The sequence below is a fragment of the Pseudomonas sp. Pc102 genome, from assembly GCF_018408275.1.
Lineage (GTDB): Bacteria > Pseudomonadota > Gammaproteobacteria > Pseudomonadales > Pseudomonadaceae > Metapseudomonas > Metapseudomonas tohonis.
Genome location: NZ_AP021905.1, coordinates 2,362,218 through 2,385,146, shown reverse-complemented (window position 1 = coordinate 2,385,146; position 22,929 = coordinate 2,362,218). Strand labels below are relative to the sequence as shown.

Below are 22,929 nucleotides of genomic sequence, written 5' to 3'. Positions count from 1 at the left end.
AGGCGATCCGAGCGCTCCTCAGGCCGCCCGCACCGGGTCGACCGGCGTCCCCGCCTTGCGCGAGGCCACCAGCAGCAGGCGCTGCGAGCGGACGGCCTGCGGCTCGATGCGGCCCTCCACCGGCAGCCCGGCGAGCGGACGGCGCCAGGCCAGGTAGACCGCCAGGCTCGCCAGCAGCGCCAGCGCCAGGTGAACGGAACTCGGTTCCGGCGTGGCCCAGGCCAGCAGCAGCACACCCAGGCTCGATGCATCGCGACGCTGGCGGCGCCACTCCTCGCGGGCCTCCTCGCGTCCCTCCTCGGCCAGGCCGAACAGGCGCCGTGCAGCGGCGTGCAGACCGCTCGCCGCCAACTGGTCACCGAGCAGCACCGCGTAGAGCAGCAACGCCCCGCCCAGGCCGAAGGCCGCCGCCAGCACCTGACGCAGCGCCGCCCCTTCGACCCGCCACAGCTCGCCGCCCAGCGGCTGCCACAGCGCCAGCAACGCCAGCGTCGCCAGGCTGCCCAGCAGCACCCGCGCGCTCTGGGCGGCGCCGCGGCTCACCCGGTACACCAGGCCCGCAGCGACGAGCAGCGCAGCGTCGATGGCCAGTGCCCAGCCCAGCGACAGCAACGGCTCGCCGTCGAGACGGGCCGGTGCCCAGGGGAGATTGGCCACGAAGGCGATGGAAAGGATGAACGCGGCGAGAAAGACCAGGTAGCTGATAACGCCGAAGGTGAAAGTCGCGGTACGTCCGAGTGTGCTGTTCATGATGCGGTCCTGCCGGGAGTCTGGAACTGCAGGGCTCTGCAGTCAGGGCCAGATTGCCCCGCGCCTGTATCTGCCCGATGGCAGCGACCGCTCAGTTTGTTTCAGTCTGGTATCCGTCGCCGGCACCTGGCAGCCAGTTGCGCAACAGACGATGCAGGCGCCCCTGGTCCAGCGGCTTGGTCAGCAGCGCCTTGATGCCCTGGGCCTGCACCTCGGCCTCCACCAGGCTGTCGCTGAAACCGGTGTAGAGCACGATGGGCAGGTCCGCCCGCGCCGCCAGCAGGCGCCGCGCCAGTTGCAGGCCGGTGAGGCGCGGCATGCTCTGGTCGAGGATGACCAGATCCCAGGCGTAGGCGTCGGCACACAGCTGCCGGCTGGCCTCCTCCGGGTCGCCGAACAGTTGCGCGGCGAGCCCCCAGTTGGCCAGCAACTCGCCCATGAACTCACTGACGACGGGGTCGTCGTCCACCACCGCCACCCGCCCGCGCAGGGCCGAGCGTGGCGGCAGCGCCTCGCACACGGGCCCCGCCGCCGGTGCGGCCAGCGGCGCCTGGTCGTGGGCCGGGATCAGGATGCGGAAGGTGGCGCCCTCCCCCGGCGAACTGTCCAGCTGGATGTGGCCGCCGTACTCGTGGACGATGCCGTGCACCATCGACAGGCCCATGCCGCTGCCCTGCCCGCTGGCCTTGGTGGAGAAGAACGGCTCGAAGATCTGCGTCCGCAACGCCGCATCGATGCCCGGCCCGCTGTCGCTGACGGTCAGGGCGACGAACTGCCCGTCGATGCGCTGCTGGCACGAGGCGCAGACGCCGGCCTGCAAGCGCGCCGGCTCCAGCCCCACGCGCAAGCGGCCGACCCCGCTCATGGCGTCGCGGGCGTTGATGCACAGGTTCATCAGCACCTGCTCCAGCTGCACCGGGTCGGCCAGCACCGGCGGCAGGTCATGGGCCAGGCGCGTCTCCACCTCCACCGTGGCCGGCAGCGTGGAATCCACCAGGCGGATGAAGTTGCCCAGCAGCAGGTCCAGCGCCACCACCTGCGGCGTGCCCCGGCTGCCCCGGCTGAAGGTGAGCATCTGCTGGATCAGGTCGCGGGCCTTCTCCGCCGAGCGCTGCACCCGCGTCAGGTACTTGCCCAGGCGCTCGTCATGCAGGGACTCGGCATGCTCCTGGGCCATCACCGTGTAGCCCAGCATGCTGGTCAGCAGGTTGTTGAAATCGTGGGCGATGCCGCCGGTGAGGTGCCCGATGGCCTCCATGCGCTGGGCCTGGCGCAGCTGCTGCTCCAGGCGCGCCTTCTCCTCTTCGGCCTGGCGCCGCTCGGTGATGTCGCGCAGGTAGCAGATGTAGCGCGGCCCCTCGTCCCCGCTCACCTGGGTCAGCGCCAGCTCGGCGGGGAACTCCTCGCCGGAAGCCCGTTGGGCGACCACCTCCATGCGCTTGCCGAGGAAATCCCCGGTGCCGGTCTGGGCGTAGCTCTCGAAGGCACGCTCGTACACCTCGTGGAAGCGCTCGGGAATGATCAGCTTCAGCAGCCACTGCCCCAGGGCATCGTCGCGCGCGATGCCGAAGCAGCGCTCGGCCGCCGGGTTGAACGCCAGGATGCGCCCGGCGCGGTCCATGCCGATGAAGCAGTCCAGCGCCGTGTCGGCGATGGCGCGGTGCTGCAGTTCGCTGGCGCGCAGGGCCTGCTCGGCCTCCTTGCGCTGGGTAATCTCGCGGCAGAACACCAGGATGCGGTCGACGCCGGACAGGGTCACGCGCTTGAGCGAAATATCGTCCCAGTGCAGGCTGCCGTCGCGGTTGCGCCGGTGCCACTCGAAGCGCTGCGGCTCGCCGGCCGCCGCACGCGCGAGGAAGCCGGCCGCCTGCCTAACGGTATAGGGCTCGTAGCCGGCGCTGAAGGCGTCCATGTCCAGCCCCAGCATCTCCTCGTAGCTGTAGCCGACGGTCGAACAGGCCCGCGGGTTGGCATCCACCAGCGCGCCGCTGTCGATGTCCAGCACCAGGATGGCGTCCTCGGAGCCGGCGAAGATCGCCCGGTAGCTCGCCTCGGCCTCCAGCCGCTCGATCTCCGCCGCCGCGCGCACGGAGAAGATGCGCAGCACCGATTCGGCCCGCTCGCGCTCCTTCATCGGCCCCATCCGCCCGGCGGCGATCAGCCCCAGCGGGCGCCCGTCGCTGGCGAACAGCGGGTAGCCGGCGTAGCTGTCGACCCCATAGGCGCGGAACACCGCATCCCCGGGGTAGCACTCCAGCAGGTTGCTGCCGACGAAGTGGAAGGCCTTGCCCAGCACGTGGCTGCAGGCCGTGCCCTCCAGCGCATAGGTGGAGTTGGGGCGCAGCTTGCCGGAGTAGTACATGGCCAGGGTGGTGAGCTTGTGCGGGCCCTCGTCGCTGATGCGGCTGACGTAGGCGAAGTCGGCGTGCAGCGAACGCACCATGTAGCGGGCAATGGCCTCGAACACCTCGTTGCCGGTGGCCGCCGAGATGCCCAGGGCGACGTAGCGCAGCACTTCCTCCACGCTCTTGCGCGAGCTGATGTCCGTGGAGATGCCGCACACGGCGGTGACCCGGCCCTCGCCGTCGAACAGCGGAAACTTGCTGGAGAGGTAGGTGCGCACCACGCCGTTGAACGGCAGCCGCTCCTCGAACTCCTGCTCGCGGCCCTGCTCCACCACCTGCAGGTCGTTGGCCCGCAGCACGTCGGCCAGCTCCTTCGGGAAGTACTCGTGGTCGGTGTGGCCGATGACCTCCTCGGCGCGCACCCGGAACAGCTGCTCGAAGGCACGGTTGACCAGGCGCAGCCGGCCATCCAGGTCCTTCACGTAGATGACCGCGCTGCTGTTGTCGACGATCTGGCGCAGCTGGTGCTCGGCGGCGCCATCGAACAGCGGGCGGGGTGCCGTCTGGCTCATCGGAAGGCCTCCACGAGCCTGGGTGATGGCTGGAGTATAGAGAGCCGGCCCCCGCCTTTTGAGGGGGTACAACGCGGTTGAAACAATTGAAACAAAGGCGGATCGGTATCGCGGTATCCCGGTATTCGTAGGATGGGTCGGGCGGCGTTCCGCGAGCGCAGCGAAACCCATCAGGCGGCGCTTCAAGCCCGGCAGAACCTCCCGATCGCCCCCAAAACGCCACCCGCCCCATCCGGAAACAGCGGGGAGCACCAAAGCTTCGCGAGCAGAGCTCGCTCCTACGGGGCGGTCGACGGCGAGGCCAGGTGATCAGCCCGGCACGAACATGTAGCCCACCCCGCGCAAGGTGCGGATCACCTGGGGCTTGTCGGGGTCGGTCTCCAGCTTGCGGCGCAGCCGGGCGATGCGGATGTCGATGGAGCGGTCGAAGGGGTTCCAGTCGCGGTTCTGCGTGAGGTTGAGCAACTGGTCGCGGGACAGGGGCCGGTTGGGGCGCTGGGCGAAGGCCTGGAGCAGGTCGAACTCCATGGCGGTGAGGGGGATTTCCGCGCCACTGGCATCGAACAGCTGGTGGCGGTCCAGGTCCAGGCGGCAGGCCCCCAGCTGCAGGCAGTTGCCGGCCTCGGCGGGCGCCTCCACGGCAACGGCGCTGGGCACGCGCTGGTAACGGCGCAACACCGTCTTGACCCGCGCCAGCAGCTCGCGCGGGTCGAAGGGCTTGGCCACGTAGTCATCCGCGCCCACCTCCAGGCCGATGGTGCGATCCACCGGGCTGCCGGCGCCGGAGACCATGATCACCGGCAGGTCGTGGTGCTCACGCAGGTAGCGCGCCAGGCTCAGCCCGTCCTCGCCCGGCAGGCCGACGTCGAGCAGCACCAGGTCCGGCAGGCCGGCGGCCAGGGCTGCACGCATGCCGGTGCTGTCGCAGGCGGGCTCCACCTGGTAGCCATGGCCGCCCAGGTAGTCCTGCAGCAACTCGCGTACCTCGGAATCGTCGTCCACCACCAGAATCTTGACCTGCCCGGCCATGGGTCCCTCGCTCATCGTCAATGCGAACGCGGGGAATATAGCGCGGCGCCGCTGCGACGAGCAGCCCTGCTGGTCCACTAAAAAGCTGCGTTTAGTGGGTCCCCGCTTTCGCGGGGATGACGGTGGATTCGAATACCTCCGCACACCCCGTCACCCTCGCGCACGCGGGGGTCCACTGGAAGGACACGTGGCCGGCTGCGCTTAGTGGGTCCCCTCGTTCGCGGGGATGACGGTGGATTCGAAACCTCCGCACACCCCGTCACCCCCGCGCACGCGGGGGGCCACTCGAACAGCCCTCAGCGCGATGCCTTGCGCCTCAACGCGGCGGGGTTGAAGGCGGCGTCGCCCGGGGATGGCTGGCTGAAGTCCACGGTGCCCGCCTCTTCGTTGTCCAGCCACTGCACGCCATAGCGACGCGCCTGCAGGTCGTGGAAGGTGTCCAGCGCGGTCCACACGGTGGGCAGCTCGTAGAAGTTCTTCAGGTAGGCCAGGGACACGCGCCACAGGTCGCCACGGCCGTCGTACTGGTCAACCACGGCGGCGCCCCAGCTGTCCTCGTCGAGGTACAGGGTGCGCTTGGAGTAGATGTGCCGCGCCCCGGCCTTGAGCTTGCCTTCCACCACCCACACCCGGTGCAGCTCGTAGCGGGTGTATTTCGGGTTGACGTGGCCGGGCAGCAGCAGGTCCTTGTACTTCACCTCGGGGCTGGTGAGCTTGTAGTTGTTGTAGGGGATGTAGATCTCCTTCTTGCCCACCAGGGTCCAGTCGTAGCGGTCCGGCGCGCCGTTGTACATGTCGGTGTCATCGGCGGTGCGCAGGCCGTCGGTGGACTCGATCGGCGTGTCGTAGGCCAGGGTCGGCGCGCGGCGCACGCGGCGCTGGCCGGGGTTGTAGCCCCAGGCCTGGCGCGGCTCCTTGACCTGGTCGAGCATCTCCTGCACCAGCGCACCGTTGCCGGCCAGGCGCGCCGGGGCGGTGGTGAAGGTCATGTAGTAGAACAGCGTGTTCTGCAGGTCGGCGTAGCTGCCCTTGGGGTCGTAGAAACGGAACAGCGCCTCGTCCTCGGAGGTGACCAGGGAATAGGCGCCGTTGCGCTGCACCCCCGCCTCCGCCGAGCGCCGCACGATGTAGGTGCCGCGATAACGGGTGATGTGGTTCCAGATCGCCTCCAGGCCGTTCTGCGGGATGGGGAACGGGATGCCGCCGTAGGCGTCGGCAAAGCCGTTGCCGCCGTTGAGCAGCTTGCCGGTGGTCGCGTTCTTCAGGGTGTTGTCGTAGACCCACTGCGGCGCCGAGCCGGAGCGCCGGGTCGGGTAGACCGGCATCTGGAAGCTTTCCGGGTAGGCGTTGAACAGGGCGATCTCGCCGTCGGTGAGGTTGGCCTTGTACTGCTCGAGGTTGGCCTTGGTGATGGTGAACAGCGGCTGGTCGGCGGCGAAGGGGTCGATGTGGTGCTGGCCCGAGCCCTTGTAGCCTGCCGGCGCCTGGGTGATGCCGCCGGCCCATGCGGGGATGGTGCCGGCGGCGTTGCCGGCCCGCTCCGCGCCCAGCGGGGTGAGGGTCGACTTGAGCGTGGCGGCCTGCTCGGCGGAGACCGCGGCCAGGGCGTCGGTGGCTCCGCCGGCGAGCACGATGGCGGCCAGCAGCAACGAGTATTTCTTCAACATGGGGTGCATCTCCCTGTCTTGTACGGCCCGGCGCATCACGGCCGGGCGCTTGGCATCAGAACGAGTACTTGGCGGTGAGCGAGACGTTGTCGCGGTCGCGGGTGCTGTTGTTGCGCCCGGCGCCGTAGTACTCGGTGTACTGCAGGCCCACCTCGAAGCTGTTCAGGTAGGAGGCGTCGATCCCCAGGGTGTGCGCCTTGCGGCCCTCGATGAAGTTGCCGGTGCGATCCGAATTGCCCTGGAAGTCGTGCTGGAACACCAGGTAGGGCGAGAGCTTCACCCCGGCGTAGACGTCGTTCCAGCTGCCGGACACCAGGAGCGTGTAGCCGTAGCTATCGCGGCTGATCTGGTCGCTGTCGGTGGTGCGATCGTCCTCGTAGGCCTTGTCGGTCGTACTGGAGAACTTGCGCACCGAGCCGTCGAAGGCGGTGTACTTCAGGCTGCTGCCACGGATGTGCTGCGAGGCCACCTCGGCGACGCCGATCACCGAGTCGAAGCTCAGCGCCGGGCCGAAGTTGTAGATGGTGGACAGGGAGATGTTGTAGGTCTCGGCCCGCTCGTAGTTGTCGAAGATCGAGCTGCGGCACAGCTGCTTGCCGGAGACGGCTGCGCAGGCGGCATCGTTGGCGACCCCGGAATTGACCAGGTCGGAACCATTGATGCCCTGGAGCAACAGGTCGCTGAGCAGGTCATCGGTGGCGGAAATGGCGATGGGCGCATTGGGCCGGTAGGCGATCTCGCCGGAGACGGATGCATCCCCCACCGTGGTATTGAAGCTGAAGCCGTACATGCGGATGTCTTCGACATAGCGCCGCCGCGCCTGGGCGTTGCTCGCCAGGTCGAAGGTCGCCAGTGCACCGGCGTACTCGGGTGGCAGGCTATTGCCTGCCAGTGCACCGCCCAGGGCAGCCAGGTCGACGCCCTGGTAGCCATTCAGATCGATGGCGATCTGCGGTTCCTTGGCGTGGTAGTTGACGAAGTAGAAGCCGAACTCGGTGGAGTTGAGTTCTTCGGCTATGTAGCGGAAGGCCACGCCGAACTGGCCGGAATCGTCTGCCTGCAGGTCCTTGCCGATATTGGCGACCTTGAACACGCCAGTATCGCCATTGAGGTAGGCGTTCGGCCCATTGGCCCCATTGCCGAGCAGGCCGAAGCCGGCGAACACGTCATACAGCGGCATCAGCGGTGCCAGGTCGGTCGAGGTGGTATACGCCGTATGCCCCCCATCGGCGAACAGGTCGGTCTCGGAGAAGTAGGTGCCCACCGGGTCCAGGCGCGTCTCCTTCCACTTCCACTGGTAGAAGGCCTCCATGGACAGGTTGTCGGTCAGCCCCAGGTTGAAGCTCAGCGCCTCCATGGGCACCAGCACCTCCTTGAGCTCGGAGCCGGGCAGGTGGAACTTGGCCGCGTCCACCGGGTTCACCGTGTTGACCCCGCCCCGGTAGAACACGCCCTCGCCCCAGTTGATCACCTGCCGACCCACCTTGGCCCCCAGCGGCATGGTGCCCACATCCCAGCTGCCGTAGAGGTAGGCGTCGAGGATCTCGCCCTTGCGCCCGGCGATATGGCGGGTGTCCTGGGTGAAATGGTCGTCATCGGGGAAGGACTGGCTGGGCCGCTCCACGCCACCGGTGGTGCCGTAGTAGTCGTTGCGCTTGTCCATGATCTGGGTGTCGTAGTACGCCGTGCCACGCACGAAGGCGCCGTAGTTGTCGTACTTCAGCGAGAGGTCGGAGGTGGCCTTGTACACCTCGGAAACCAGGCCGGTGTCGAAGTTGCGGTTGCCGTCGTCGGCGTTGATGTCGCTGATGTTGTCCTTGTCGCGGCCTTGTACCCGCCACATGGCGCCGTAGGACAGCGTGGTATCGATGGAGCCGCTGAGCTGGTTGTCCATCAGGCTGAACTCGACGGCCTGCGCGGACCCGGCGATCAGCAGGGGCAACAGCCCGAAGGCAGCCCCCGCCTGCATGGGCCTGCATCCGAGTCCGGATAAGCGGATATGCCTCTTCATAGCAAACGTACCTCCCTTGACGGCCAAGATTTCTGGGCTGGCTCTACGTCCGGCCCTTTTGTTGTTTTCTCTCGGCTGCGGAGCGGCGTCCGGGCGGTTCAGGCAGGCCTCGGCGGCGCTCTCGCAGGTATCCATCTTCGTCGCGGGATGCACGCCGGCGACGGTCACGCTGTTGTTCTTGTAATGAGCGGGAATCGTTAATTGGTACGATAGTGCAGGCAAGGTAACAAAGTGTGTACGCACTGCCAACCGTCCAATTCGGCTAAAAACAGTAATTTTTTAGGAAAGAACTCACCGCCAACCACCACGAAACATCATCACGGCGGGTGATATCCGGCCAGAAACGAAAAGACCCGGCACAAGGCCGGGTCCGCTTCGCAACGCAGGTCGGTCAGCGCACGTCGAAGCGCTTCTCGGCCAGCAGGCGGTCGCCCTGGAACACCAGGAAGCGCCATTCGCCGGGCACCACTTCGTGGGTCTCGGTGAATTCGTAGGCCATCACGTCCTGGGGCGCGCCGGGCGCCATCTTCTGGATCACCTCGAACTTGTCGTGGCGCACGCCATCGGGGGTGGTCACGCCCGGGGTGAGGTAGAGCAGGGTCAGCGGGGTGTCGTTCTCACGCTTGCCCACCAGCGTGTAGCGCATGCCGAACTTGGTGCCGAGCTTCGCCGGCACCTGGTCGGTGGGCAGGATGTTCTGGGTGCTGCTGGTGAGCACGCGCTCGCCGGGCTGGTAGTCCTGGTAACGGCTTTCGAAGACACCGAACTCGATCGGCCCCTCGACCCGTACGTCGGCCATCGCCACGCCGGATGCCAGGCCGAGGGCGATCAGTGCACTCAGTCGGGTTGCTTTCATGTCTCGCTCCTTGGTTTAGATGGCGCGAGGCTATGACACCTTCATGACCGACTGATGACAGGTTGAGACCCGACTGCGAGGCTGACCGGGGCTTTGGGTGGACGGCGCTCTTTTCATCCACCGGCGGTGCTGCAGGGAAACACGGCTTCCGTAGGTTGGGCTGAGGTACGAAGCCCAACGCGCGAGGTTGATCCCCGCACCGTTGGGCCTCGCTGCGCTCGGCGCCAACCTACGGCAGTGCGCCAAATCACGTGAGGAGCTGGCCGATGCGTAGGGTGGATGACGCTCTTTTCATCCACCAGCGGTGCTCCCTGGGAACACCGTGCCGAGGCAGCCCTGCGGGCTGCTTGGCGACTGAAGTCGCCCCTACAAGCGTGCCGCCTGAAAATTCCTACGCGACGACCGCATTGCCGGCCTACAAGGGGCTTGGCTAGGGTTCCCGCCGTTGTGCCCCTCGGGACACAACCGGGTGTGGAAGCCCGCTACATAGCCAATCAATCGCCATAGCGACATGCAACACGTCGGCAGTCTATGGCGGACTGTGCGAGCGGGCTTCGGCCCGGCCCGGTTTTGATTGGCCCGGTACTTCCACACTCGCACGGTCCGCCACCCTTCACGGATTCGGTGGCGGCTCCCCAGCCCTAAGGACGGAGCATTGCCATGACGCTTCCCCAGATCACGCCGCGCCACTTCCTGCGCTACCGCCGCCAGCTGCGCGCCTTCCTCATCGGCCACGAGGCTTGGTTCTCCACCCGCGACCTGCGCCGCCTGCTCAACACCGACCTCCACGAACGCCTGCTCGCCAACCTCTGCGACGACCAGCGCCAGCGCGTGCACCTGCGCACCGCCCATGGCGGCTTCGAGGAGGAAACGGTGGTGAGCGAATCCGGCCTGCATGCCCTGCTCTTCACCTACTGCTACCACCCGGAAAACCGCAATCTGCGGCGCTGGGTCACCCAGGCCGTGCTCCCGGAATTGTGGATGTACCGCACCCCGGGCTGAAGCCCGGGCTACACACTGAAGCCCACCTACGAAGAGCGCGGTCAGTCGGCAGAAAATGCGCAGCCAGGGACGCCGATTGGTGGAGGTGAAAAGCGACCTCCACCCTACGTCACTCCCGGCGTCGTGCCGCTGGCCGGGTTGAACCCGGCATCACGGGGCGGCGACATGCTCCAGGTGCTTGGGGTTGCGCGGCAGCACGGCGAGGAAGTTGTCCCGCGCCACGCGCTTGGCCACGTCCTCGGGCAAGGCGTCGAGGAAGGGGTCGTAGGCGCGCAGGTACTCGCCCAGGCCCTCGAAGCGGCCGACCACGTCCGAGCCGAGCATGAAGCGCTCGGGGTACTTCTCCACCAGCTTCAGCCATTCCGGGTCGGGCTTGCCGTTCTTGTCCAGGAGGTAGGGCTGGAGCACGGTCCAGGAGAGGTCGACGTAGAGGTTGGGGTAGTCGCCGAGCATGCGCTTCAAGGTAGGCAGGAGGAAGTCGAGCTTCTTCTGGTGGCGGTGGATTTCCATGCTGGTGCCGGCGTGGGCCCAGATGAAGCGTACGTGCGGGTGGTTGCGCAGGGGTTCTTCGATCTCCGCCAGGTACAGCGGGTTGCGCTCGCGCTTGGAGGTGATGTTGGAGTGCAGCATCACCGGCAGGTCGTACTCGGCGGCGAGGTGGTAGATGCGCGACATGGCTTCGTTGTTGGCGCGCGGGGTGTCGCCGTCGATCAGCGCGGTGAGGTCGTCATGGCGGGTGAAAACCTCGCCTATGCCCTGCCACAGCCCCGGGTCCAATTCCAGCATGCGGCGGATGTGCGCATCGGAGTTCTTGTCGTTGGGGTTGAAGCCGCTGAGGAAGGGATGGAAGCGGTGGCGCTGGTCCTCCGGCAGCGTCTTCACCGCAGCGGCCACCAGCGTATCGGTTGCGGTGTACCAGTAGGCGTCGGCATCGTCGCCGGCGTAGTAGCGCGGGCGCTTGGGCTCATCCTCGTGCCACTTCTTGGCCACCGGGATGCCGGAGATCATCACGTGGTCGATGGCCCCCGCATCCATGGCTTCGAGCAGCCCCTGCATGCCCTCGCTTTCCTGGAAGAAGTCCACGTAGTGCAGGTGCGAATCGCTGTAGCGGTAGTCCCGCGCCTGGGCGGCGCAGGCGCAGAGGGCAAGGATGGCGGCGAGGCAATGGCGGGCGATGGGCAAGGGGCGTCCTCCTGACGGTCATGGCAAAGGTAGACCGGCGCCACGCCCGCCGGGTTCAGGTGGGTGCTCTGATGGCCTACTGCGACTATGCTGCAGCAGGCTCCGCCACAAGAATTCCATCATGCCGCGCTGCGTCCTGTTCCTGCTGTGCTTCGCCGCCCTCGCCACCTCTGCCGGCGAGCGCCTGGTCTATCCCCTGCACTCCAATGGCGAGGACCCGGAAGCCTATGTGGTCGAGTTGTTGCGGCTGGCCCTGGCCCACAGCGGCGGCGACTACCAGTTGGAGCCCTCGCTGGAACCCATGCCGCAGTCCCGCGCGCAGCTGTCCCTGGAACGCAACGACGGTCGCGTGCAACTGATGTGGACCATGACCACCCGCGAGCGCGAAGCCGACCTGTTGCCGATCCGCATCCCCATCTACAAGGGCCTGATCAGTTGGCGCGTGTTCCTGGTGCGCGCCGACCAGCGCGACCTGCTCGCCGGCGTCACCCGCCGCGAACAGCTCGAGGCCCTGCGCATGGGCCAGCGCCATGACTGGCCCGACACCGACATCCTGCGCGCCAACGGTCTCACCGTGGTGACCACGCCGGGCTACGAGAACCTGTTCCGCATGCTCGACGCCGGCCGCTTCGAGCTGTTCCCCCGCGAAGTGGTGGTGGCCTGGGACGAACAGCGCCGCGCCGAGGCCAACGGCCTGCACCTGGCCGTGGACGACCACCTGGTGCTGCATTACCCCACCGCCTTCTACTTCTTCACCTCGCGCCAGCGCCCCGAGCTGGCCGCCGCCATCCAGCGCGGCCTGGAGGCGGCCATCGCCGACGGCAGTTTCGAGCACCTGTTCCAGCGCTACCACGGCGAGACGCTGCGCCGCGCGCGCATGGAAAGGCGCCGGGTGATCGAACTGGTGAACCCCGACCTGCCGGAAGGCACGCCCATCGAGCGCGACGAGCTCTGGTACCACCCGGCTGCACTCAAGTAGCGCCTGGACGCCCCACCCGACCCGTGCCGGTGCAGCCCGGGCGGCCCTTCGCCCGGCAAATCCCGGCCGTGCCGTAATGGCACTTCGCTTGCAGCACCTCCCGCAGACCCAACGAGAGGGATATCGCCATGCTGCAGCTTCTGCGCCCCGCACGCCGCGCCACGGACGAAGGCGCGCTCGACGCGCTGTTCACCGCCCATGACCTGACCACCCGCCTGCCCACCGGCACGCCGCTGATGACCCGCCTCAACGGCTTCGTCGATGGCCTGCAACAGCGCATCCGCACCAGCCTCGGCGCCGCCGTCGGCATTGCCGCCCACGCCCCCGAGCTGGCGCGCATCGCCGCTGCCAACCAGCAGAGCGGGCAACTGCTGGCGCAGTCGTCCGAGCTGATCGCCAGCGCCAGCGAAGAGGTCACCACCACCCTCGATGCCGAACTGGTGCCCGGCGCCGCCGAGGTGGCGAAGCTCTCGGGCGATGTCTCCAGCACCCTGCGCCAGTGCCAGCGCAACGGCCAGGACGTGCTGCGCCAGGTGGATGCCATCGGCACCAGCGAACAGCAACTGGGCAGCGTGATCGGCAACCTCACCGGCCAGCTGGAGGAAGTCAGCAAGGTGATAGGCGTGATCGCCAGCATCTCCCAGCAGACCAACCTGCTGGCGCTCAACGCGGCCATCGAGGCCGCCCGCGCCGGCAGCCACGGCCGCGGCTTCGCCGTGGTCGCCGAGGAGGTGCGGCGCCTGGCCGGGCACACCACCGACGCCACCACCCAGGTCAGCGGCATCATCGAACGCTTCCGCGATGGCATGGCGCAGCTGGCCGAAGCCGGTGAGCGCATGCACCAGGCCGTGGCCGAAGGGCACCAGGGCATGCTGCAGGTGGGCGCCGGCCTGGACAGCACCCGCGCGGCCATGGACAAGCTGGACGGCCGCGTCGGCCAGATCGCCTCGGGCACCGAGCAGATCGGCCAGGCCGTGCGTTCGATCAACGGCGACGTGCAGAACATCGCCCAGGTGGCCGCCGAGCTGCTGGGCAAGGCCGGCCAGGTGCTGCGCCACAGCCAGGCCGTGCGCGAGGACGGCGACCGCCTGCTGCAGGGCCTCGGCGACTTCCGCCTGGAAATGCACCGCGACATCCAGCGCAGCATCGAGCGCCTGGCGTGCGAGCCGGCGCTCTTGGGCGAGGTCACACAGGCCGAGGCCCTGCTGGGCGAGACGCTCAAGCGTGACGCGCACATCGAGCTGTTCTACCTGGTGGATCGCACCGGCACCCAGCTTTCGGAGAACATCTTCGCCCTCGACGTGCCGCACCAGGGCGACTCCTGCAAGGGCCGCAACTGGGCCCAGCGCCCCTGGTTCCGCGCGGTCGCCGATGGCCTCGCCAGTCACATCACGCCGGTGTACCGTTCGTCCGCCACCGACGACTTCTGCTTCACCGTCTCGGTGCCGGTTTTCGGACCCCGTGGCGAACTGCAACGCGTGCTTGGCGCCGATGTACGCCTCAGCGCGCTGCTCTGAACGGTCACGGGAACACTCAGGCGGTAGGCGGCCTCTAAGCGAACAGGACCGCCTACCCACACCACGCAGAGGACTGCCAATGACCATCACCGTCACCACCGAATCCGCGGACGGCTATCGCCACAGCATCAAGGTCGGCGAGGAGCACCAGCTGTTCACCGACCTGCCCAAGGCCCTGGGTGGCGAAGGCAGCGCGCCGGAGCCGCATGATTACTTCGACGTCGCCCTGGGTGCCTGCAAGGCCCTCACCGTGACCCTCTACGCCCGCAGCCACGACATCCCGCTGACCGGCATCGGTGTCGAAGTCGTCCACGACAGCAGCAAGGAGAAGGAAGGCCTGTACGGCATGAGCGTGAAGCTCACCCTGCGCGGCGCCCTCACCGACGACCAGCGCGCCACCCTGTTGCGCATCGCCGACAAGTGCCCGCTGCACAAGCTGATGACCACCACCGAGGTGAAGATCGAGACCCGCCTGGCCGAAGGCGACTTCAGCCAGTAACCCGCCCCTCTGGGCTTCCCGCGCGGACGCGCTATGCTTGCGCACCCACCGCGCCGGAAGCCCAGCATGAAAGACATCCTCACCCTCCGCCCCCGCGCCGAAGAAGTCGCCGGGTTGCCCATCCTCCGTCCGTTGCCGGCGGCCCAGTGCCGCAGCGTCGGCCCCTTCGTGTTCTTCGACCACATGCTCGCCAGCGCCTACCCGCCCGGCCAGGGCATGGACGTGCGCCAGCACCCGCACATAGGCCTCTCCACCCTCACCTACCTGTTCGAGGGCGAGCTGCAGCACAAGGACAGCCTCGGCTCGGACCAGCGCGTGCAGCCCGGTGATGTCAGCTGGATGACCGCCGGCGCCGGTGTCGCCCACGTCGAGCGCACGCCGGCCGAGCGGGTCGCCAGCGGCTCGCGCATCCACGGCCTGCAGGTGTGGCTGGCGTTGCCCCGCGAGGAGGAGGAGAGCGCGCCCAGCTACAGCCACCACAGCGCCGCCAGCCTGCCGCAGCAGGACGCCCTCGGCGTGCGCATCCGCCTGGTCGCCGGCAGCGGCTTCTGCCTTGAGTCGCCGGTGCCGGTGCTCTCCCCGACGCTCTACGCCGACGTGCACATGGAGGCCGGCGCCACCCTGCTGGTGCCCACCGAGCACCCACAGCGCGCGGTCTACCTGCTGGACGGCGAGGTGCTGCTGGACGACCAGCCGCTGGCCATCAACACCCTCACCGTGCTGCCCGAGGGCGTGCAGTTCAGCCTGGCCGCCTGTGGCAGCGCGCACCTGGTGATCATCGGCGGTGCCCCGCTGGACGGCCCGAGGCGGATGAACTGGAACTTCGTGTCCAGCGACCCGCAGCGCATCGACGCGGCACGCGCCCGCTGGGCCGCCGGCGACTGGCCGCACGTGCCCGGCGAGACCACGCGCATCGAACTGCCGCGCTAGCCGCGCAGGCGGCTTCCGTAGACGCCCGGCGTGCAGCCGTAGTGGCGCTGGAACAGGGCGATGAAGGCCGAGAGGGAGTCATAGCCCAACTCGCTGGCCAGGGCGGTGACGCTCATGCCATCGGCCAGCAGGGGCAGCGCCGCGAGCAGGCGCAGGCGCTGCCGCCACTCGCGGAACGACAGCTGCGTCTCGGCCTGGAACAGCCGCACCAGGGTTCGCCGCGAGGCCCCCACCTGCCCCGCCCACGCCTCGATGCCACGGTTGTCCGCCGGGTCCGCCTGCAAGGCGTCGGTGATCCGCCGCAGCCGCGCATCGCGCGGTAACGGCAGGCTGAAGGGTGCTTCCTCCAGGCTGCGCACCTCATCCACCAGCACACGCAACAGCCGCGCCTCGGCACCCTGCTCCGGGTAGTCGCGGGGGAAGCCCGAGGCCCGCTCCATGAGCTCGCGCAGCAGGGGCGTCACCTGCAGCACGGCGCACTCGCGCTGATAGCCGTCCAGCACCGAGGCGTCCAGGTACAGGCTGCGGAACTCGATGGCCCGCTCGCTGTAGGCGGTGTGGCGGACCCCGGCGGGAATCCACAGCGCGCATTGCGGGGGCAGCAGGTAGCTGTGCCCTTCGGTGAGCACCTGCATCACCCCGGCGCGGGCATAGGTGAACTGCACCCAGTCGTGGCTGTGCATCTCGATGGGGTGGCCCGCCGGGATATCGAACATGCGCAGGTAGACCGGGCGCGGCAGGCGCGGGTAGTCGGGGATCGGGGGAACGGCGGGCGGTGCTTGTCTCGCTGGCGACATCGACTGTCCCTTTTGCTCAAGTGAGCAGGAAAATGCCGATGTTAGCCTGCGCCACGCCCATCCGTGCACTGCCCAGGAGCCTTTCATGAGCACCCATTGCCCCATCGCCCGACTCACCGTCCCGGCCATCCGCCAGCGCAAGGGCGCCGGCAGCCTGGTGGCGCTGACCGCCTACAGCACGCCGATGGCGCGCTGGGTGGACGCCCAGGCGGACCTGATCATCGTCGGCGACTCCGTCGGCATGGTGCTCTACGGCATGCCCAGCACGCTGGGCGTGACCCTGGAGATGATGATCGCCCACGGCCAGGCGGTGATGCGGGGTTCCAGCCGCGCCTGCGTGGCGGTGGACCTGCCCTTCGGCAGCTACCAGGCCAGCCCCGAGCAGGCCTTCGTCAACGCCGCGCGGCTGCTGCGCGAAACCGGTGCCCCGGCGGTGAAGCTCGAAGGCGGCGAGGAGCTGGCCGCCACGGTGGAGTTCCTGGTGCGCCGGGGCGTGCCGGTGCTGGCCCATGTCGGGCTGATGCCGCAGCAGGTCAATGCCATGGGTGGCTTCAAGGCCCAGGGGCTGGACGCCGCCGGCGCCGGGCGGATACGCCGCGACGCCCTGGCGATGCAGGCGGCCGGCGCCTTCGCGGTGGTCGTCGAGGGGACCGCCGAGCCGTTGGCGCGGCAGCTGACCGAGGAGCTGGCGATCCCCACCATCGGCATCGGCGCCTCGCCTGCCTGCGACGGCCAGGTGCTGGTGAGCGAGGACGTGCTGGGCCTGTTCGGCGACTACCAGCCGCGCTTCGTCAAGCGCTACGCGGAGTTGGCGCCGCAGATCGAACGGGCGCTCGCGGCCTATGCCGGGGATGTGCGTGCGGGGCGGTTCCCGGAGCCGGGGCATTGTTTCGGGGTGAAGGCGGCGGACTGAGGCGGAGCGCCGCCCGGCCCGCCCTGCGGCACCCGGGCGGCTACTGCACCTGCCCTTCCGCCCAGCGCTCCTTCACTTCCAGGACGGCCGGCATCTGGCTGATGAACAGTTCCACCAGGCTCGGATCGAAGTGCCTGCCGCTCTGCTCGCGCAGGAGCGCGATGGCGTCCTCCACCGACCAGGCCCGCTTGTAGGGGCGTTCGCTGGTGAGGGCATCGAAGACGTCGGCGATGGCGACGATGCGCCCTTCGATGGCGATGTCCTCGCCCCGCAGGCCATTGGGGTAGCCGCTGCCGTCCCATTTCTCGTGGTGGGTCAGGGCGATGATGCGGGCCATGCGCAGCAGCCCGCTGGGGTGCTCGCCGATGATCTCGGCGCCGATGCGTACGTGCTCGCGCATCACCCGCCACTCCTCGTCATCCAGCTTGCCGGGCTTGCGCAGCACGGCGTCGGGGATGCCGATCTTGCCCACGTCGTGCATGGGCGCGGCGTTGAGCAGGTCTTCGCAGGCCGACTCGCTCCAGCCCAGGGCACGGGCGAGGATGCGCGCGTAATGGCTCATGCGGATGACGTGCAGGCCGGTCTCGTTGTCCTTGTACTCGGCGGCCAGGCCCAGGCGCTGGACGATCTGCAGGCGCGTCTGCTTGAGCTCGTCGAGGCGCACCAGGGACAGGTGCGTACGCACCCGGGCCTTGACGATGGGCGGGCTCACCGGCTTGGTGATGTAGTCCACCGCACCGACCTCGAAGCCCCGCGCCTCGTCCTCGACGTCGGCCAGGGCGGTGACGAAGATCACCGGGATGGTGTGGGTCGCGGGGTCCGCCTTGAGCCGCGCGCAGACCTCGTGGCCGGTCATGCCCGGCATCATCACGTCCAGCAGCACCAGGTCCGGTGCCTCGCGCCCGGCCAGCTCCAGGGCCTTGGCCCCGTCCTTGGCGAACAGCAGGCGGTAGTCGTCCTGGAGGATGTGCCGCAGCACCTGGAGGTTGGTGGGCTCGTCGTCCACCAGCAGCAGGCAGAGGCGGTTGTCCGGGGTGGTAGCGGTCATGCGGAAATCTCTCCCGTCTCGAGCCAGGCCAGCAGGTCGTGGAGGTGCCGCAGCGCCTGGTCGAAGTCGAAATCATCCATGGCACCCTGCAGGTCCTGCAAGCGCGAATGCCCGGGCCGGCCTTCCAGCCCCTGGCGCAGGGTCTCCAGCGCGGCGTCGTCCAGCCCGCCACGCTCGAGTTCCTGGGCCAGGGCGCGGCCGGCCTGGATCAGGGGGGTGAGGTCCACCGGGCCCGAGGCGACCGGCACCGCGGCGCTGCCGGGGAACAGCGGCAGCGCGTCGCGTACCGTGTCCAGCACCCGCTCCAGGGTGTGCAGCAGCGGCTCCAGCTCGGCCACCTTGCCGGCCAGCCCGCAGCGCTCCAGGTCACCGGCGCAGCTGGCCATCTGGCCCAGGCCGAGGTTGGCGGCGGCGCCGCGCAGGCGGTGGGCGATGGCCGCCACATCCGCCAGGGCCTGGCGTTCCAGCGCCGCGCGCAGCTGGGCGAGCAGGTCGTCCTGCTCCTTGAGGAAGCGGGCGATGGCGGCGGCCATCTGCACCGGACCGCCCCAGAGGTCCTTGCCGCGGTTCCAGTCGAACAGCGCGGCCACCTCGCGCTCCAGGGGCACGGTGTCGATGACGACGGCCTGTCGGCCCTCCAGCAGGCGGGCCATCTCGGCCACGAGTTCAGGGACATCCAGGGGTTTGCTGGCGAAGCCATTCATGCCGGCGTCGAGGGCGTTCTGCCGGTCACGGTCGAGCACGCTGGCGGTCAGGGCGATGATGGGCACGGGCGGGCGCCCTTCGCGGCGTTCGAAGCAACGGATCAGGCTGGTGGCTTCCAGGCCGTCCATGCCGGGCATCTGCACGTCCATCAGCACCAGGTCGAAGGATTGCGCGGCAAAGGCCTCGACCGCCGCGCGGCCGTCAGTGACGCCACTCACTTCGTGGCCGAGGCGCTTGAGGTTGATCTCCAGCAGTTCTAGGTTCTGCGCCACGTCGTCGGCGGCGAGGATGCGCAGGCGCGGCAGTACCGGGATCGCCACCGGGCGCTGCTCGCCCTGGCGCACCTGGGCGCCACGGCCGAGGGGGACCTCGACTGTGAATACGCTGCCCTCGCCTTCGCGGCTCTGCACGCGGATGTGCCCGCCCATGAGCTCCACCAGCTGCCGGGAGATGGTGGTGCCCAGGCCCGTGCCGCCAAAGCGCCGGCTCATGGAGGCGTCGGCCTGGGCGAAGGGGTCGAAGATCTTTTCCAGGCGGTCTTCGGCGATGCCGATGCCGGTGTCGTGGATGGCCAGGCGCAGCGCGCCGGGGGCTCCGTCCACCACCAGGCGCACCTGGCCACGCTCGGTGAACTTGACGGCGTTGCCCAGCAGGTTGGTGATCACCTGCTGCAGGCGCAATGCATCGCCCTTGAAGAAGTCGCCCAGGTGCGCGGCGTACTCCAGGTGCAGCGCCAGGCCCTTCTTCTCGGCGCCCAGGCGCTGGGCCGCGCAGACCTGCTCGCAGAGCTCGCGCAGGGAAAAGTCCAGCTGCTCCAACTCGATGGCGCCGCGATCCAGCTTGGCGGTGTCGAGGATGTCGTTGAGCAGCCCCAGCAGCGAGCGCGAGGAGTGCTGCACGGTGCGCAGGTGGCGGCGCTGGCTCTCGCTCAGCGGTGTGTCCAGGAGCAGTTCGGAGAAACCGATGATGGCGTTCATCGGGGTGCGGATCTCGTGGCTCATGTTGGCCAGGAAGCTGCTGCGCGCCGCTGCGGCCTGTTCGGCACGATCGCGGGCGTTGCGCAGGTCCTGCTCCATGATCCGCCGCGGGGTCAGGTCGGTGGCCAGCTTGAGCACCTTGAAGGGGCGTCCGTCGGCGTCGAGGATCGGGTTGTAGGTGGCCTGGATCCACACGTCCTGGCCGCCCTTGCCGAAGCGCCGGTATTCGCCGGAGCGGAACATGCCCTGGCGCAGGTCCTGCCAGAAGCGGGCGTAGCGCTCGCTGGCCACCAGTTCGGGGTCGCAGAAGAGGCCGTGGTGCTGGCCGAGCAGCTCCTCGCGGGAATAGCCGAACAGGTCGAGGAAGTTCTCGTTGACCTCCAGCACGTGGCCGTCGAGGTCGTACTCGATCATCGCCATGGCCTTGCTGATGGCGTTGACCTTGCCTTCGTACTCGGCGTTGCGCAGCTTGGTCTCGGTCTGGTCCAGCAGCACGCCGTCGACCCAGCGCGACTGGCCCTGGTCGTCGAGTTCGACGCTGCCGCTTTCCCATACCCAGTGCTCCTGGCCCTCGCGATCCAGCAGGCGGTACTCCACCACATAGCTGCGGCCCTTGCGGGCGGCGGCGTAGACCTCGTCGGCGACACGTTCGCGGTCGTCGGGGTGGGCCAGTTGCGCGAGGGTGCATCGACGGGCGATGAAGTCCTCGGCCGGCCAGCCGGTGAGCCGCTCCACCGCGTCGCTGATGAACAGGGTGGTCCAGTCGTCGTCCAGGAGGCAGCGGAAGGACACGCCGGGGATGTTGCGGATCAGCGAGCGGTACTGCTGCTCGCTGTCGCGCAGGGCGGCCTCCATGCCCTTGCGCTCGCTGATGTCGGCGACGAAGACCACGAACCAGGGCCGGCCCTCGCGGTGGGAGACGCCGAGGCTGAGGCGCACGGGGATCTCGCGACCGTCACGGGTCAGGCCCACCAGCTCCAGCTCGGAGCCGGAAAGGCGGCTCTCGCCGGTACTGCGGTACTGCTCCAGCGCGCGTTCGAGGTCCCGTGAGTAGGCGCTGGGCAGCAGCACGCTCATGTGCTTTCCGATCAGTTCCTCGGGGGCCAGCCGAACAGGCCGAGCACCGCGTGGTTGACCGAGCGCACCACGCCTTCGTCGTCGATGGTGAAGATGGCCTCGAAGGCCGCGTCCAGCAGCGAGGACAGGTGGCTGCGCCCGGCCTCCAGCTCGCGGAACAGGTGGCGATAGCGCAGCAGGCCATTGGCGGCGCCGACGAATACGCTGAGGGAGATGGTGGCCATGGCCACGGCCAGCGCCAGGTAGAAGCTGCCGCGCACGCCCTGGGGCATCGCGAACTCCTCGGTGCCGACGAAACGCGCCGCCGCCATGCCGGTGTAGTGCATGCCGGCGATGGCGAGGCCCATCACCGTGCCGCTGACGACGATGGCCGGGACGCCGCCGAGGTGGCGGCGCAGGCCGAAGCGCACCCACAGGGCGATGATCGCCAGCACCACCGCCACCAGGATCGACAGGGCGAAGCCCCAGGGGTCGTAGCGCAGCAGCGGGGCCATCTGCATCGCCGCCATGCCGCTATAGTGCATGGCACCGATGCCGGCCCCCACCAGCACACCACCGCCGATGAACTGCACGGCGCTGACCTCGTTGCGCGCCAGCAGGTTCAGCGCCACCCAGGACGCGAACAGGCTGGGCAGCACCGAGAGCACGGTGACAGCCGGGTCGTAGCGCACCGCAGCGCACAGCTGGAAGGCCAGCATGCCGATGAAGTGCATGGCCCAGACGCCACCGCCCAGCGCGGCGGCGCCGGTGATGATGGCCACCTGGCGATACAGGCGACTGCTGCTCAGGCGCGCGACGCCAGCCAGTTGCAGGGCCATGCCGGAGGTGAAGATGGCGATCAGGACCGACAGCAGCACCATCCAGGGGTCGTGCTGGCCGAAGACCAGCAGGCTGGGCTGGTTGGCATCAAAGAAGAACAGGGACAGATCGGGCATCGAATCCGGGTCTCGCGGGCGGGGCGGGCGTCTGAAGAATCAACACGGTCGCGCCCCGTCAGTCAATGCCGGGCCGGCCAGTGGATACGCGCGCATGACCGGCAAAATGCCATCATCCGCGTGCGAATGCAAAACCACCTGTCCGGTCGGTCAGGTGAAGACTTCGTCCAGCAATGCATCCATGGCCGCGAAGGCACGACGGGCGACCCGCGCGTTGTATTCGGCGACGCCGGGGCGCTTGGCGTCGGGGTCGGTGAAGGAGTGCACGGCGCCGCCGTAGCTGAGCAGTTGCCAGTCGACCCCGGCGGCGCTCATCTCGGCGGCGAAGGCGGGCAGTTGCTCGCGGGGCACCAGTGGGTCGGCGGCGCCATCGAGCACCAGCACTGCGCCCTTGATGCGCCTGGCGACTGCCGGGTCGGGCGTGTCCAGTGCGCCGTGGAAGGAGACGAAGGCCTTGAGATCGGCCCCCGCGCGGGCCAGCTCCAGGGCGCAGGTGCCGCCGAAGCAGAAGCCGAAGGCGGCCTGGCGCTGAGGGTCGACCGTCACCGCGTGTTGCTCGCGCAGGGCCTGCAGCGCGGCGAGCATGCGCCGGCGCAACAGCTCGCGGTCTTCCTTGAGCGGCGCCATGGCGGCCCCCGCTTCATGGGCATCGGCAGGCCGCACCCCGGCGCCGTAGAGGTCGGCCACCAGCACCACCCTCCTCTCCTCGGCCACCTGGCGCGCGGTCTGGATGGCGCTTTCGGTGATGCCGAACCAGTTGGGTGCCATCAGCAGGCCCGGCCGTGGGTCTTCGACATTGGGGTCATAGACCAGTTGCCCCTCGAAGACCTGGCCGTCGACTTCATAGCTGATGGCGTGGGCGCGGATCTGACTCATGGATCACCTCTCATCGTGGAAGGGGGACGGCCGTCCGCTCTGGCCTGGGGCTCCTGGCCCGAGCGAAGGAGCTTAGCCGCGCTTGGAGGCGAACGCACGGGCTGGATGGCGATGACGCGGCGCCCGAAGCCGTGAGCCCGATCGCGTTCCTGGTTCCTGGGTGGCGCTGCAACTTGCGACACCGCCATCAGATTGGCATCATGCCGCCGCCGGTTTTCCGGCATCCATGACTTCCAACCGAATTCTTCTCACAAGGAGCGTG

General features: G+C 68.6%; 18 protein-coding genes. 6 read left to right on the top strand and 12 right to left on the bottom strand.

Going from position 1 to position 22,929, the window contains the following annotated elements:
* Nucleotides 1–18 precede the first annotated feature (18 nt).
* From PHLH3_RS11095 to PHLH3_RS11070, 6 genes are all read right to left on the bottom strand, one after another.
* On the bottom strand, nucleotides 19–750 hold the full coding sequence (locus PHLH3_RS11095) for an isoprenylcysteine carboxylmethyltransferase family protein (RefSeq protein WP_213629233.1): 732 nt from the start codon (nucleotides 748–750) through the stop codon (nucleotides 19–21).
* Between the two features lie 91 nt (nucleotides 751–841).
* Nucleotides 842–3,667, bottom strand: a complete 2,826-nt coding sequence (locus PHLH3_RS11090; protein ID WP_213629232.1) for a PAS domain S-box protein — start codon at nucleotides 3,665–3,667, stop codon at nucleotides 842–844.
* A gap of 309 nt (nucleotides 3,668–3,976) precedes the next feature.
* A complete protein-coding gene (locus tag PHLH3_RS11085; protein ID WP_111263457.1) occupies nucleotides 3,977–4,696 on the bottom strand; it encodes a response regulator in 720 nt (239 codons plus the stop codon).
* 296 nt (nucleotides 4,697–4,992) lie between these two features.
* A complete protein-coding gene (locus tag PHLH3_RS11080; RefSeq protein ID WP_213629231.1) occupies nucleotides 4,993–6,363 on the bottom strand; it encodes a DUF1329 domain-containing protein in 1,371 nt (456 codons plus the stop codon).
* Between the two features lie 55 nt (nucleotides 6,364–6,418).
* Nucleotides 6,419–8,374, bottom strand: a complete 1,956-nt coding sequence (locus tag PHLH3_RS11075; protein ID WP_213629230.1) for a DUF1302 domain-containing protein — start codon at nucleotides 8,372–8,374, stop codon at nucleotides 6,419–6,421.
* 391 nt (nucleotides 8,375–8,765) lie between these two features.
* A complete protein-coding gene (locus PHLH3_RS11070; RefSeq protein ID WP_173178321.1) occupies nucleotides 8,766–9,230 on the bottom strand; it encodes a DUF3859 domain-containing protein in 465 nt (154 codons plus the stop codon).
* 660 nt (nucleotides 9,231–9,890) lie between these two features.
* Between PHLH3_RS11070 and PHLH3_RS11065 the strand changes: the two genes are divergently transcribed.
* Nucleotides 9,891–10,232, top strand: a complete 342-nt coding sequence (locus PHLH3_RS11065; RefSeq protein ID WP_213629229.1) for a BRO family protein — start codon at nucleotides 9,891–9,893, stop codon at nucleotides 10,230–10,232.
* A gap of 150 nt (nucleotides 10,233–10,382) precedes the next feature.
* Here the strand turns inward: PHLH3_RS11065 and PHLH3_RS11060 are convergent, their stop codons facing one another.
* Entirely contained in the window at nucleotides 10,383–11,414 is a 1,032-nt protein-coding gene (locus PHLH3_RS11060) for an amidohydrolase family protein (RefSeq protein WP_213629228.1), read from the bottom strand.
* Nucleotides 11,415–11,535: 121 nt separating this feature from the next.
* On the opposite strand from PHLH3_RS11060, the gene PHLH3_RS11055 reads away from it, so the two are divergent.
* From PHLH3_RS11055 to PHLH3_RS11040, 4 genes are all read left to right on the top strand, one after another.
* Nucleotides 11,536–12,393, top strand: coding sequence for a transporter substrate-binding domain-containing protein (locus PHLH3_RS11055; protein WP_213629227.1), 858 nt, complete (start codon nucleotides 11,536–11,538; stop codon nucleotides 12,391–12,393).
* A 128-nt stretch (nucleotides 12,394–12,521) separates the two neighbouring features.
* Nucleotides 12,522–13,910 (top strand): methyl-accepting chemotaxis protein, encoded by a 1,389-nt coding sequence (locus PHLH3_RS11050; protein WP_213629226.1) that lies wholly within the window; start codon nucleotides 12,522–12,524, stop codon nucleotides 13,908–13,910.
* A 79-nt stretch (nucleotides 13,911–13,989) separates the two neighbouring features.
* The gene (locus PHLH3_RS11045) at nucleotides 13,990–14,409 is read left to right on the top strand and encodes an OsmC family protein (RefSeq protein WP_184490820.1); all 420 of its coding nucleotides are present in this window, start codon (nucleotides 13,990–13,992) and stop codon (nucleotides 14,407–14,409) included.
* Nucleotides 14,410–14,475: 66 nt separating this feature from the next.
* Nucleotides 14,476–15,339, top strand: coding sequence for a pirin family protein (locus PHLH3_RS11040; RefSeq protein ID WP_213629225.1), 864 nt, complete (start codon nucleotides 14,476–14,478; stop codon nucleotides 15,337–15,339).
* On the opposite strand, the gene PHLH3_RS11035 is transcribed toward PHLH3_RS11040, so the two are convergent.
* Entirely contained in the window at nucleotides 15,336–16,136 is an 801-nt protein-coding gene (locus tag PHLH3_RS11035; RefSeq protein ID WP_173179486.1) for a helix-turn-helix transcriptional regulator, read from the bottom strand. The genes PHLH3_RS11040 and PHLH3_RS11035 overlap by 4 nt on opposite strands.
* Nucleotides 16,137–16,221: 85 nt before the next feature.
* On the opposite strand from PHLH3_RS11035, the gene panB reads away from it, so the two are divergent.
* Nucleotides 16,222–17,049, top strand: a complete 828-nt coding sequence (panB, locus tag PHLH3_RS11030) for a 3-methyl-2-oxobutanoate hydroxymethyltransferase (RefSeq protein WP_213629224.1) — start codon at nucleotides 16,222–16,224, stop codon at nucleotides 17,047–17,049.
* A gap of 40 nt (nucleotides 17,050–17,089) precedes the next feature.
* Here panB and PHLH3_RS11025 read toward each other — a convergent pair whose 3' ends face one another.
* From PHLH3_RS11025 to PHLH3_RS11015, 4 genes are all read right to left on the bottom strand, one after another.
* On the bottom strand, nucleotides 17,090–18,097 hold the full coding sequence (locus PHLH3_RS11025; protein ID WP_213629223.1) for a two-component system response regulator: 1,008 nt from the start codon (nucleotides 18,095–18,097) through the stop codon (nucleotides 17,090–17,092).
* Nucleotides 18,094–20,856, bottom strand: a complete 2,763-nt coding sequence (locus PHLH3_RS11020; protein ID WP_244863017.1) for a hybrid sensor histidine kinase/response regulator — start codon at nucleotides 20,854–20,856, stop codon at nucleotides 18,094–18,096. The genes PHLH3_RS11025 and PHLH3_RS11020 overlap by 4 nt, the downstream gene beginning before the upstream one ends.
* Nucleotides 20,857–20,867: 11 nt before the next feature.
* Complete coding sequence (locus tag PHLH3_RS30340; protein WP_244863016.1) at nucleotides 20,868–21,791, bottom strand: MHYT domain-containing protein; 924 nt, start codon at nucleotides 21,789–21,791, stop codon at nucleotides 20,868–20,870.
* Between the two features lie 150 nt (nucleotides 21,792–21,941).
* The gene (locus tag PHLH3_RS11015) at nucleotides 21,942–22,667 is read right to left on the bottom strand and encodes a dienelactone hydrolase family protein (protein ID WP_213629222.1); all 726 of its coding nucleotides are present in this window, start codon (nucleotides 22,665–22,667) and stop codon (nucleotides 21,942–21,944) included.
* Nucleotides 22,668–22,929 lie beyond the last annotated feature (262 nt).